This window comes from Neosynechococcus sphagnicola sy1 (assembly GCF_000775285.1).
GTDB lineage: Bacteria > Cyanobacteriota > Cyanobacteriia > Neosynechococcales > Neosynechococcaceae > Neosynechococcus > Neosynechococcus sphagnicola.
Genome location: NZ_JJML01000038.1, coordinates 1 through 12,711, shown reverse-complemented (window position 1 = coordinate 12,711; position 12,711 = coordinate 1). Strand labels below are relative to the sequence as shown.

The 12,711-nt window shown below is 50.8% G+C and carries 7 protein-coding genes and 2 pseudogenes; 8 read left to right on the top strand and 1 reads right to left on the bottom strand.

Annotated elements, in window-relative coordinates:
- From DO97_RS14955 to DO97_RS14930, 7 genes and pseudogenes are all read left to right on the top strand, one after another.
- A partial coding sequence (locus DO97_RS14955; RefSeq protein ID WP_036534908.1) for a transposase occupies nt 1-423 on the top strand: 423 nt, incomplete at its 5' end.
- A gap of 574 nt (nt 424-997) precedes the next feature.
- Complete coding sequence (locus DO97_RS14950; protein WP_036534911.1) at nt 998-2,122, top strand: response regulator; 1,125 nt, start codon at nt 998-1,000, stop codon at nt 2,120-2,122.
- A pseudogene (locus tag DO97_RS14945) lies at nt 2,123-2,489 on the top strand (response regulator transcription factor).
- Between the two features lie 52 nt (nt 2,490-2,541).
- A complete protein-coding gene (locus DO97_RS14940; RefSeq protein WP_204368655.1) occupies nt 2,542-2,976 on the top strand; it encodes a chemotaxis protein CheW in 435 nt (144 codons plus the stop codon).
- A gap of 34 nt (nt 2,977-3,010) precedes the next feature.
- The gene (locus DO97_RS26805) at nt 3,011-5,596 is read left to right on the top strand and encodes a methyl-accepting chemotaxis protein (protein ID WP_036534903.1); all 2,586 of its coding nucleotides are present in this window, start codon (nt 3,011-3,013) and stop codon (nt 5,594-5,596) included.
- Between the two features lie 10 nt (nt 5,597-5,606).
- Nucleotides 5,607-5,897, top strand: a complete 291-nt coding sequence (locus tag DO97_RS26800; protein ID WP_239651770.1) for an Hpt domain-containing protein — start codon at nt 5,607-5,609, stop codon at nt 5,895-5,897.
- Nucleotides 5,845-8,307, top strand: coding sequence for a hybrid sensor histidine kinase/response regulator (locus DO97_RS14930; protein ID WP_338038741.1), 2,463 nt, complete (start codon nt 5,845-5,847; stop codon nt 8,305-8,307). Before DO97_RS26800 ends, DO97_RS14930 begins: the two co-directional genes overlap by 53 nt.
- Nucleotides 8,308-8,322: 15 nt before the next feature.
- Here DO97_RS14930 and DO97_RS14925 read toward each other — a convergent pair whose 3' ends face one another.
- Nucleotides 8,323-8,832, bottom strand: coding sequence for a DUF1269 domain-containing protein (locus DO97_RS14925; protein ID WP_036534901.1), 510 nt, complete (start codon nt 8,830-8,832; stop codon nt 8,323-8,325).
- Between the two features lie 467 nt (nt 8,833-9,299).
- On the opposite strand from DO97_RS14925, the pseudogene DO97_RS23250 reads away from it, so the two are divergent.
- Nucleotides 9,300-12,711 (top strand): annotated as a pseudogene (locus DO97_RS23250) (ATP-binding protein); the annotation flags it as partial.

Below are 12,711 nucleotides of genomic sequence, written 5' to 3'. Positions count from 1 at the left end.
AGCAAGCGAGGTAAACGAGTCTCTACAATCAGTGCAATCAGCCTCAAAACCGTTGTCACTAACGTAAGTATCGTCGGTTCAACCGATGGTTTGACCTTTGAAGCCTTCATTGCTCGCCACCTGGTTCCGAAACTTTGGAAAGGAGCTTGTGTGATTATGGATAACTACTCGATACACAACCATGACACGATCAGAAAGCTGATTGAGGACGTGGGTGCTAAGTTGATTTATTTACCTCCCTATTCTCCAGACTTTTCACCGATAGAAAATTGCTTCTCAAAGATTAAAAATATTTTGCGGACGATTGGGGCACGCAGCTATCCCGATCTCGCTAATGCCATTGAAGACGCTTTTTCTCAAGTATCTTTGGAAAACCTCAAAAATTGGTTCACTCACTGTTGCTACTACGCCTCACAAGAGTGAAAAATGCTATATATAGTGATTGAAAGTTCTCTAGATGGTTGCTTTGAATGGGTTCTGACAATACTTTACTGGAGCCATAAAATATGTAAGTTGAAAGGCTAGGCTTATTTTTTCTAACATCAAAGGTTGTTTTAGAAAGCCTTTTAGGCTACCCACTGAGACTATTAGAATTTTCTTAAAAAATTATAGAAAGCTGTTCAGTCCTTTCACGCAGGCGATTACGGCATCTTCATATATTTCCGTGGAATTGCGTATGACTGTTGGTGCTCTCGGTCTGTTATTATAAATCGTTTCTGTTTGTACTGCGGCATTCATTCCTTGCAAGGAAATTTGCAGGATTTGCAAGAGAGTTGGGTCAAAAGTTAGATTCAATACATTTATTTACAACTTCTTGCCCATAAACTGAATGGTGGTTTTAGTACCCAAGCTCGGAGCATTAGGCTCTGCCTCTGATTGCTAATAACTTGGTATTAAGTAGTTAATTGCGCTGCGTTTTTAGAGATTTTGTAGTGCAAATGGCAATAAACCACTGAGGAATTTGATGGTTACTCACGTGCATTCCCAGCCCCATCTGATGAACACAAGTTCTCCCGCGATCGCAAAGGTGACAACCGCCCCTGCTAAAGCCCTACAGGAAATTGTTAAGCGGCAAGTTTCTGGGCGTTTGACGGTTTCCGATCCCAGCGATGATGCCATTCTCTGGCGGGTCTATCTGGGGAATGGGCAGGTGCACTTTGCGACGAATCTGCAGGGGCAGCGGGAGCGGCTCAACTATTTTTTGCCGCGATTGGCACCTCAGCTGGATCGATCGCAACTGACGGAGTTTCCATCGGACTACCAGTTTTTATGTCATCACTGGCAATCGGGACAACTCTCCCTCCAGCAGGTGCGACAAATTCTGTTTACCCTTGCCCAGGAGGCTTGCGTCCAGCTGCTGGCTCTGCCCCAGGGCGAATTAAGTTTTGAGCGAACCATTGGTCTCGATCCAATTTTGTTGTCCTTGCCGCTGCAGCAGCTTGTCTTGCCCGTGCGAGAAGCGATTGGTCAGTGGTCACAATTGCGATCCGCGATCGCCTCCCCCTTAAAGCGTCCCCAGATTCTAGATGCGGCTCAGTTGGCACAGTATCTGCAAGCCAATACAGACAGAATTCCTCAATTACAGCCGCTGGCAGCGGTTTTAGAGCAGAATCTCTGCCTCTACGAAGTTGCTGCCCACCTCAAAATCGATGTCCTGGAATTGGCTCATCATCTACAACTGCTCACCCACATCGGGGTCATCGGCACGAACCCCTACCGGATACCCGAGGTAGATAACCGCCCGGTGGTGGCCTGCATTGATGACAGTAAAACCGTGCAGCGCAACGTCAGATTGCTGCTAGAGGCAGCTGGATACCGGGTCGTTGGATTGATGGAACCCATGCGGGCACTAACGACCCTGGTGCGGGATCAACCCAGCTTAATCTTGATGGATATCTCCATGCCCGACATTGATGGCTATGAGTTATGTCGGCTACTACGGCAGTCAACCCTGTTAAAGGAGGTACCGATTGTCATGCTGACGGGGCGAGAGGGGTTGGTCGATCGCTTCCGAGCACGGATGGTGGGAGCAAACAGCTACATCACCAAACCCTTTGATTCTCAAGAATTACTCACCCTTGTGCATAAGTTCACCCGTTGCTCACCGTTGGAAGTAAGTTAGATGAAAACAGTTTTGGTGGTTGAAGATTCCCGTGCTGAACAACGCCTCATTGTTTTGTTGTTGCAACAGGCAGGGTTCAAGGTCTCTCAAGTCGATAGTGCTGAGGCTGCCTGGATCTGGTTGGAAACCAATGGTCGCCCTGACCTAATTGTCTTGGATGTGATCATGCCCGGATTAAGTGGCTTGGATCTGTGTCGGCAAGTCCGAGCAGCTGCTGCCTACGAGGATATCCCCATCGTATTCTGTACCTCCAAGGATCAAGATTTTGATCGCTTTTGGGCATTGCGTCACGGGGGGGAATGCCTACATCACTAAGCCCTTTGCCCCAAATGATTTAGTTCAAACGGTTTGCGCCCAACTCAATTAATCGCGGTATGTCCCAGGACTTTTTTTATGTCTATCTTCGCCATTCGGTGAAGATGGTTCTACCTTTGGACAGAACCAGTGAAGTCATTTCATTGCAGCGGGGGGATATCTGTCCGATTCCCGGAGTCGCAGCGAGTTTGCTGGGGGTGGTAAATCAGCGGGGAAAGTTGCTCTGGGTGCTGGACTTGAGTGATCTTCTGGCTCTGCCTGCCTTCACCACCTCCCCAGGATTGCAGGATCAACTCACCCTGGTGGTGCTAGCAGACACAGCCCCCACCGTCGGGCAAATGGCAGTCGGGCAGTCAGAACGACAACTGGGCTGTGTGGTATCGGCCCTTAAGGGGATTTTGCCATTGGAACCAGACCAGTTTCGGGGATTACCCCAGAAGCTCTCCGCAGCTTCTAAGGCATTTTTATCCGGGATGGCAGTGATTGAGAAGTCTCCAGCAGCCGTCCTGAATGTGGATGCTGTCCTAGCTGCGCTGTGATCTGCCGTTTCATTTCATTCCTGAGAGAACTCCCATGACAGTAACCAAAGTTAGCAACACATCGCTAAGTGCAGAGCTACCCCAGGATCAGGAGCCGATCAGCGAGGCCTTTGATCAGGAGGCGCAAGCCGATGGGGATTGGGTCGCCAAGATTAGTTTGGCTGCTACCCTTCAGGAATCTGGACAAATCCAGGAGGCGCGATGCATCTACAAGGAGGTGATGGCCGCAGACCCGGAGGGTTCCCTAGGGGCGATCGCCCGCAAAGCCATGGAATCCTTGGGTCTAGACCCTGATTCCGCCTTAAGACTGCCCAGAACAGACCCAGAGGGCGAGGCAGCCGCCGCAATCATCGCTCCTCAGGGTCAAACCCGCTCTCAACACAGCCGCTTACAGTGGTTTTATGACTGGCCGATCCGGCGCAAACAACTACTCGCGTTGATCCTGTCGGAATTTATTTCCCTCGGACTGGTGGGAGCGGGATTTCTGCTGTTGATTCATGGACTCCGTACCCAGTTGGTGAGTCAGGCCAAATCGGAGTTAGCGGTGAGCCAGGTGGCTTACAACATCAAAATTAACCAGATGACCTTTGGCTTTCGGGGACAGTCGGAAAACCCAGCTATTGTCCAGGCTGCTGCCAAGCGCCAAACCAACACCAATGTTCGCAATAACCTCGTCAACGAATTGTGGCGGCGGGAAATTGAAATCGCCACCCTCGTAGATACCCGAGGGCGAGTTGTGTCTAAAGGCAACCTTAATCGTCCGGGGGTGGTGTTTAATCCCGAGGGGCTGGTCAACAAGTCCCTATCCGCAGGGGAGCAAATCTCATCCACGGAGATTATCTCCTATGACCAACTGGCAGACGAGAGTCCTCGGTTTGCCGCCCTTCAGGCCAAAGCGATTGGCAGTGATCCAGCTGCGAAACCCAATTTCTTAATTCGCTATTCCGTGACCCCAGTGCGGAAGACTAACAGTGAAGTGGTCGGGGCATTGGTGGCTGGAGATATCGTCAAGCTGCCCATTGTGGCCGAAACCATTGCAGCCTTTGAGGGCGGCTACAGTGCGATCTATTTGCGCCAACCCGATGGCACCTTTGTGCTTTCAACCTCCCAGCAAAAGATTGGGAATAAGTTGCTGTCCAACGTGCCGATGGATGATCCCAAGCTGTTGACCCAGGCCGTGAATGCCAAGGATCAAGTGGTCACAGATCGGATCAGGGTGGGGACGCAAGCCTATACCATGGCCGCCAGAACCGTGTTGAACTCCGCTGGTCAGCCCGTGGCGATTCTGGTACGGGGGACACCGGAAACCGGTCTCAACCATCTGTTGATGGAAACCCTGCAATTTAATGGCATCGTTGCCCTGATGGCGATCGCCGCTGATGTGGTGCTGGCAATTTTCCTGGGTCGCGCCATTGTCGATCCGGTGAATCGATTACGCAACTCCACCCAGCAGTTTGCCATGGGCGATCGCGAGACTCGGGCAGAGATCTTTGCCAAGGATGAAGTCGGTGAACTGGCGATCGCCTTTAACCAGATGGCCGACCAGATCAACCAGTCTGCCGAAGACCTAGAAACCCAAAGCCGCCAACGGCAAGCGGAAGCAGATTTCCAGCGCCAGGAAAAAGAACGCCTGCAGCAAGGGGTGATCAAGCTGCTCTTAGAAATCGAAGGAGCCCGCCAGGGGGATCTGACGGTGCAGGCCCAGCTGGATGAAGGGGAAATGGGTTCCATTGCCGATGCCTTTAATGCCACCCTGCGGAGTTTGCGTGAGATTGTTACCCAGGTGAAAACCGCCGCCCATCAGGTGCATGAATCCGCCTTTAGTAATGAAGCCTCCGTAGAGAAATTCTCCCAGGAAGCCTCCGCCCAGTCGGAGGCCGTTGCCGCCGCCTTGAGTTCGGTAGAAGGCATGGCGGTATCCATTCAAACCGTTGCCAGCTCTGCCCAAGAGGCGGCTCAGATTGCCCGAGAAGTCCTGGTGGCTGCCCAACAGGGGGATCAAACCATGGATCAGACGGTTAACAGCATTCAAAATATCCGATCCAGCGTCGCTGAAACCTCGAAGAAGGTGAAACGATTGGCAGAATCCTCCCAGGAAATCTCGAAGATCGTCAGCATTATTTCCGGGATCTCGGAAAAAACCAACCTCCTGGCCTTTAATGCCTCCATTGAGGCCGCTCGTGCGGGTGAGCACGGACAAGGCTTCCGGGTGGTTGCCGATGAGGTACGGCGACTGGCGGAACGGGTCACCGACTCGGCCAAGGAAATTGAACTCCTGGTGAGCACGATTCAGCAGGAAACCGCCGAAGTGCTGCAAACCATGGAGTCCAGCACCTCCCAGGTGGTAACAGGAACCCAACTGGTGACTCGAACTAAACAAACCCTCCAAAGTCTGGCCGCCATTAGCCAGAAAATTGACCAATTGCTGCAATCAATCTCCGCTAGTACCGTCTCCCAGGCAGAAGCCTCCCAATTGGTAAACCAGACCATGCAAGAAGTGGCGGCGATCGCCCAGAGTACCTCCTCCGAGTCCCAGCAGGTGGCCGGATCACTGCAACAGTTGGTGGCGGTGGCGGATCAACTTCAGGGCTCTGTCGCGCGTTTTCGGGTGGAGCCATAGGAGCACTGCCATGGTGATGGATGCCGCCAATTTGGATGCCATTCTTCAGGAAGCTCGGGCTTGCTTTCTCTTTGAGGATGCCCCGGAATATCTGGAAACCTTAGCGCAAGGACTCCATCGCTTAGGGAGTGATCGCGCCGCAGCCCTAGACTACACAGCAATGATGCGGGCCGCCCATTCCATCAAAGGGGGGGTCGGGGATTGCCCAACTTACCCCTGTCAGCCAACTGGCGCATCAGCTAGAGGATTTGCTGGAAGCGCTTCAGGAAGGCCGCAGCACCGATCAAGCCGTGGCCTATGAATTATTAACCCTAGGGGTGGAGCAAGTGAGTGATCTGATTGCGGCGGCCCGCAGTGGTGCCCAGATCATCCAACCAGCACCATCCCTCTCCATCTATACAGCCCTCAAGGACTATCTGGGGAGCCTTCCTTCGGCTACCCCGGCCTCAATGGGGGCTGTTTCCACTAGTACGGTCAACCCATTGATCGTCAAAACCATTCTGGAGGAAGATCTAGAAACCTGTCTCCAGCGGGTGGAAGCCCTGCTCACAGCCCCGACTCCGGTTTTACAGCAGGCACTGTCGGGGCTGGTGGAAGAATGCAACCTCCTGGGTCAAACCCTGGGACTTCCCTGGTTGGTGGAGACGGCTGATGTGGTGCGGCAGAGCCTCAGCCAAAGCACCCTGTCCTTCCCAGAGATTGGTGGTGCCGCGATCGCCCAGTTGCGGGAACTGCGGGATCAAACCCTCTCCCCCCCTCCCCCGGTGCCCCCCACCTTAGCGCCCCCCACCTTAGCGCCACCCACCCCAGAACCAGTCCTGGGTAATGACCCTCCCGTTGCCGAGATGGCGGTTGCCGTTACCCTGAATCTGCGGATTCCCGTCACCCGTCTCAACCGCATGAACAATACCCTGGGGGAACTCCTGATAAGTCATGAACGGCTGACCCTCTATCAGGCTCAACTCAACCAGGCCAGCCGAGCCCTGAAAAAGCAAGCCCAACAATTGCCCCCCATTAATGAGCAGGTTCGAGTCTTCTACGACCAACTGGCAACCGCTCCCTCCCTAGATGCCACCGCAGCCATGGCCGAGGCCACGGAATTTGATCCCCTCCAGTTAGACCGCTACACCGCCTTCCACAGCACCTTGCAAGATTTTCAAGAATTGATGGTGCAAGTGCAGGAAACCAGAGCCGATGTGGATCTGATTACCCGTGACTTTCAGGAGGGGTTAGAGCAACTGCGACAGCAGTTAGACAGCCTGCGCCGAGATCTGACGGAGTCGCGACTGGTGCCCTTTCGCTTTTTAGCAGAACGCTTTATCACCCCCTTGCAAACCCTGAGTCAGCGGCATCAGAAGGCCGTCACCCTTGAGGTGGTGGGCAAGGAAACCTTGGTGGATCAGGCGATTTTGGAACAGTTGCAAACGCCGCTCACCCATCTACTCCGCAATGCCTTTGACCATGGCATTGAATCCCTAGGGGAGCGTCAAGCCCTGCATAAACCAGAGACCGCCCGGATTACCCTCTCAGCTCGGATGCGGGGGAATCAGGTGATGATCGCCATTGCCGATGATGGGCGGGGAATTGATCTGCAAAAGGTGTATGAGCGGGCGGTGAGCATGGGCCTGTGTCAAGTGCCGCGATCGCAGCTGACCCCAGCCCAAATTCTCGAATTTCTGTTTCTACCGGGATTCTCCACGGCGACAGCGGTGACGGATCTCTCAGGGCGGGGGGTCGGTCTAGATGTGGTGCGATTGCAAGTGGAGCGGTTGCGCGGTTTTGTCCAAGTGGAAAGCCAATGGCAACAGGGGAGTCAGTTTACCCTGACCATTCCCCTGACCCTGAGCATTTTGCCGCTGCTGCTGTGTCGCAGTCAGCAACGCACCCTGGCAATTCCCTCGATCAATATTCTGGAGATTATTGCTCTGTCTGAGTTTTATGATGCTGACACCATGCCCAGTGCCATTGTTTGGCAACAGCAATTGGCTCCTCTCTATTCCCTAGTGCAGCTCCTACCCTATTCCCATCCCCAAGTAACGGCCAGTTCATCCCAGCGGCACCAGCTCGGTTTGGTGCTGGATACCGGAGATCGCCCCCTCGTCGTTGCGGTTGATTCCCTCCTGGGAGAACGGGAACTGGTGCTGAAACCCTTTGACACCACGGTCAAAGTTCCTCCCTATGTGGCTGGCTGTACGGTGCTGGGTACCGGAGAAGTGGTGCCGGTGCTCTCCCCGGTTCATTTTGTCGAATTGCTGCAACCGACTACCCCCGTAGTCGAGGTGGAGAGCCTTGAAACCGTCGGAGCGGCAAAGGAACTCCCGTCTGCCAACCTCACCGCAGCCCAACCTGCGGTACTGGTGGTCGATGACTCGGTTGCCGTGCGACGACTCCTGGATCGGATTCTCAACCGCTCTGGGTATCGGGTGGTTCAGTGCCGGGATGGCAAGGAAGCCCTCGAGGAGTTAAATCGCGCGGGGGAACACTGTAGTTTGGTGATCTCAGACATCGAAATGCCCCGGATGGATGGATTTGCCCTCTTGCGTGAAATCCGTGCCCATCCACGGCTGTCCAAACTACCCGTCGCCATGTTGACCTCACGGGAAAATGATCAACATCGCACCAAAGCCAGGGATCTCGGAGCGACGATGTACTTCACCAAACCCTTTCAACCCAATGATCTCTTGAGGGCGATCGCCCAACTACTGGCCTGATTCCGGGGGTGCCGTTCAAGAGGGTTTTGCTTTTTCGCCCACTACAATCAGCTTCTGCACAATGTCGGCAGGCAATTCGTGCTGGATCAACGTCCCTCCCAGGGTCTGAAGTTCCTCAATAATTAAATCGCGTTCCTCTGGCTTTAGGAGGGTGACTAAGGCTGAACTCCCTGCCTTGAGACTGTCGCCCAACTGCTTGAGGATCGGATCTGGAAACCCTAAGTCAATGCCAACAAAGGGCAGTCCCCCGGCCAAGGTCCCCACCGCAGCCCCAGCAGCCAGGGCTGCTGGCCCAAATAACATCCCTAAGATCATCCCTGAGAGCATCCCAATCGTGGTGCCCTGGGCAACCGCTGCCTCTGCTCCGGTTTCACTAAATGAGAACTTACCCGCCTCATCCTTTCTCAGCACAGCAATGTTGCCTAACTTCACCGTGACGAGTTGAGTATCGAGATGCTGAATGGCCTGCTTCGCTTCTTCCGCCTTGGTCGCACCTTCAAAGGTACAGACAACCAGTTCCATCATGGCCTACCTCCTGCTGATCACAATTGCTACTGACAGAATAGCCAAACTATTTCCCTGACTCCCGATTATTCACGTTAGTTAATTCTATGGGGTGATATGTAGAGCTGGTCAGGCCACTGATACCCTTTTCTGAGTGGCAAACGCCGATTTTGGAAACACTACAGGGTGGATCGCAGTCAAGCAGAGGTTGGGCAGCCATAGAACAGTTACACCAGATGTGGGCAGCAAGCTGAAGGCACTGGTCTTTCATAGTTTGCCGCAGGCTTCTCACAAATATTTCTGGATCGAACTCTGATCTTGCAGGGTAATTTTGCCGTTTTTCACGATCTGGTGACTTTGACAAGCTGGGCAATTCATAGGCTAGAATCCAATCTCTGTAATCAATTCTAGCAATCATCCTTTAGAAGACCAGTGCTGTCTTCTAAAGCTTGAGGTATGCAGCATCCTAATTTACCCAGAGAAACTCTATGGTTGCTTTACCAGGTATTGCCATCCAAAACAAGATCTACGAAAGTGCTAATTCTCTGGTGTATCGGGGCATTCGAGACAATGGGCAGGAGATTGTCGTCAAGCTTCTCAAGCAAGATTATCCTGCTCCTCAAGAATTAACGCGCTACCGACAGGAATATGAAATTACCCGCTCCCTCAACCTGGAAGGAGTTGTCAAGGCATATAGTCAGCAAGATTATCAACGCACACTTGTGATTCTCTTAGAAGACTTTGGTGGAGAATCTATCGAAAGATGGATGCGGCAGCGTCCAGAATTCTTTCCGATGCCCTTAGCCACTTTTTTGCGGTTGGCGATCGCCCTCACCGACATTCTAGGCAGCATCCATGCCTCCAATATCATTCACAAAGATATTAATCCTGGAAACATCGTTCTTAATTTAGAGACTGGCGTTGTTAAAATTATTGACTTTGGGATTGCCACCCAATTCAATCGCACCAATCCAACGTTCAAAAGCCCTCATGTGTTGGAGGGTACACTTGCCTACCTGTCTCCAGAACAAACTGGGCGGATGAATCGTGTACTAGATTACCGCACCGATTTTTACTCCCTTGGCGTAACATTTTACCAATTACTGACTGGACGGTTACCTTTTGCAACAACCGATATCCTGGAATTAGTCCACTGTCATATTGCTAAACAACCTGTTCCACCACACGAACTGAATGCAACAATTCCCAAGCCCGTTTCAGATATTGTCATGAAACTGATGGCGAAGAATGCTGAAGATCGCTATCAGAGTGCCTGGGGTATCAAAGCAGATTTAGAAAGCTTGGCTGAACAATTCAAAAAAACAAGCAAATTAACACCATTCCACTCGCACAGCATGATGTTTGCAATCGGTTGCACATTCCCCAAAAACTGTATGGACGGGAAGCAGAGATTGCCGCATTACTGGCAGCATTTGAGAGAATAGCAGGGAGAGGGGGAGACGCGGAGAGGGAAGAGGAAGATTGTACAGAAAATTATCATGTCCCCGTATCCCCGCGTCCCCGTGTCCCCGCATCTTGTGCAATGCTGCTTGTCTCTGGCTACGCTGGAGTTGGGAAGTCAGCCTTAGTGCAGGAACTCTACAAACCAATCACGGCAAAACGCGGCTATTTGATCGCTGGCAAGTTTGACCAGTTTCAGCGTGATATTCCCTACAGCGCGATCGCTCATGCTCTGCAACAATTGGTGCAACAACTGCTGGGTGAACCAGAAGAACAATTGCAACAGTGGCGATCTCAACTTTTAAACGCCTTGCAAAGCAACGGGCAACTGATCATTGATGTAATTCCAGAATTTGAGTTAATCATTGGCAAGCAACCACCTGTACCAAACGTTGGGGCAACGGAAGCCCAAAATCGCTTTAATCGAGTCTTTCAGCAATTCATTCGGGTGTTTTGCTCAAAGGAACATCCACTGGTCATCTTCTTAGACGATTTACAGTGGATCGACTCTGCCACGATCAAGTTAATTGAACTGATGTTGGTCGATACGCAAACCCAATCCCTGTTTTTGATTGGTGCCTATCGCAATAATGAAGTAAGTCTCGCACATCCACTGACACTAACTCTGGAGAGACTGCGGCAACAAGGAGCAATGCTTCAGGAGATTGTTCTTCAACCCTTATCTCTAGAACCATTAGCTCGGTTGGTTGCCGAGACGCTCTATCAAGATACTCATACTGTTCGTCCCTTAGCTGAATTAGTGCTGCGTAAAACCGAGGGCAATCCTTTCTTTGTGGGTGAGTTTATCCGATCACTGCATAGTGAAGGTCTGCTGAACTTTACCCCTCTTCAATCTCCCCTTACTAAGGGGGGAAGTAAAGGGGGGTGGCAGTGGAGCATTGACCAAATTCAAACTCAGGCTATTACCAGTAATGTGGTAGAGCTGCTCCTCGGCAAGTTGAAGAAACTACCAAAAGCGACGCAACAGATCCTTCAATTAGCTGCCTGTATCGGAGCTGAGTTTGATTTGAAAACCTTAGCGATCGTGGGTGAGCGATCGCCTAAAAGTGTTTTTCAGGATTTATTAATCGCTGTACAGTCTGGATTTATTCAACCTGTGTCCGAGTTGGATGAAGACTTGTTAGTTCAAGACTACAGGTTCTTACACGATCGCGTGCAGCAAGCTGCCTATGCTTTAATCGACGAGTCAAATAAACAAGCGATTCATCTTCAGATCGGTCGCAATTTACTGGGAGAAACATTATCTGAACAATTACCTGAGCGGCTATTTAAAATAGTGGATCATCTCAATTATGGAATTGAGCTTGTTACTGATGAAATAGAACGAGATGAAATCGCCAAGCTGAATCTATTGGCAGGTCAGAAAGCAAAAGGAGCGATCGCCTATAGCGTGGCAAAAAAATATTTGACTACAGGTAGAGCTTGGCTAGCAGTGTCTAGCTGGCAAACCAACTATGACCTAACCTTGGAGCTATATCTAGAAACTACAGAAGTTGCCTATCTCTGTGGTGAGTTTGAGCAGGTAGAGCACTGGGCAGAGATTGTTCTGCAACATGTTAAAACAGTTCTTGATAGCATAACAGTTTATAGAGTCAAAATTCAGACTAACATCGCGCAGAACCAACCTCTGCAAGCAGTCGATACGGGATTGCAGATTTTACAACAATTGGGAATCAGTTTCCCTAAACAGTCAAGTCACCCGGATATTCGTACTGAATTAGATATAATCACATCCCTCTTGGATGAGAAAACAATTGAGGATTTGAGCCGTTTGCCAAACATGACTGAGCCAGAAAAGTTGGCAGCTATGCAAATCCTATCAGACATCACGATTGCAGCTAAATTTGCTGCTCCCAACTTATTTTTACTAATCACATCTAAACAAGTAAATTTGTCAATTTTGTATGGTAATGCGTCTGTGTCGCCCTTCTCCTATACCATTTTTGGATTAATTCTTTGTAGCTTGGTTGGAGATATCGAGTCTGGTTATCAGTTTGGACAGCTTGCTCTCAGGTTGTTGTCAAAACCGAATACCCATTCACTCAAAGCCAGGACATTGTTTATGGCATATGAACACGTCCTACACTGGAAAGAACATCTTAAAGAATCACTGGAGCCATTGCTAGAAACCTATCAAATTGGACTAGAAAATGGGGATTTAGAATTCGCAGCGTATTGCGCGCATTGCTATTGTTTTCAACTCTATGTTGTTGGAAAAGAACTCGCAGAGGTTGCATACGCTATGACAACTTACACTGAAGCAATTAGTCGAATCAAACAGAAAACAGCACTGACCTGGAATCAAACGTTTCAGCAGGCAATCGCGAATTTGATAGGAGATTCAGTTAATCCAACCCATTTAATTGGTCGATTTTACAATGAAGCGGACGGATTATCAATACACAAAGTAGCCAATGA

Coding starts and splice junctions, on each gene's coding strand:
- DO97_RS14925 (WP_036534901.1), bottom strand. CDS start 8,832: ATGATGGAACTGGTTGTCTGTACCTTTGAAGGTGCGACCAAGGCGGAA.
- DO97_RS14950 (WP_036534911.1), top strand. CDS start 998: ATGAACACAAGTTCTCCCGCGATCGCAAAGGTGACAACCGCCCCTGCT.
- DO97_RS26805 (WP_036534903.1), top strand. CDS start 3,011: ATGACAGTAACCAAAGTTAGCAACACATCGCTAAGTGCAGAGCTACCC.
- DO97_RS26800 (WP_239651770.1), top strand. CDS start 5,607: ATGGTGATGGATGCCGCCAATTTGGATGCCATTCTTCAGGAAGCTCGG.
- DO97_RS14940 (WP_204368655.1), top strand. CDS start 2,542: ATGGTTCTACCTTTGGACAGAACCAGTGAAGTCATTTCATTGCAGCGG.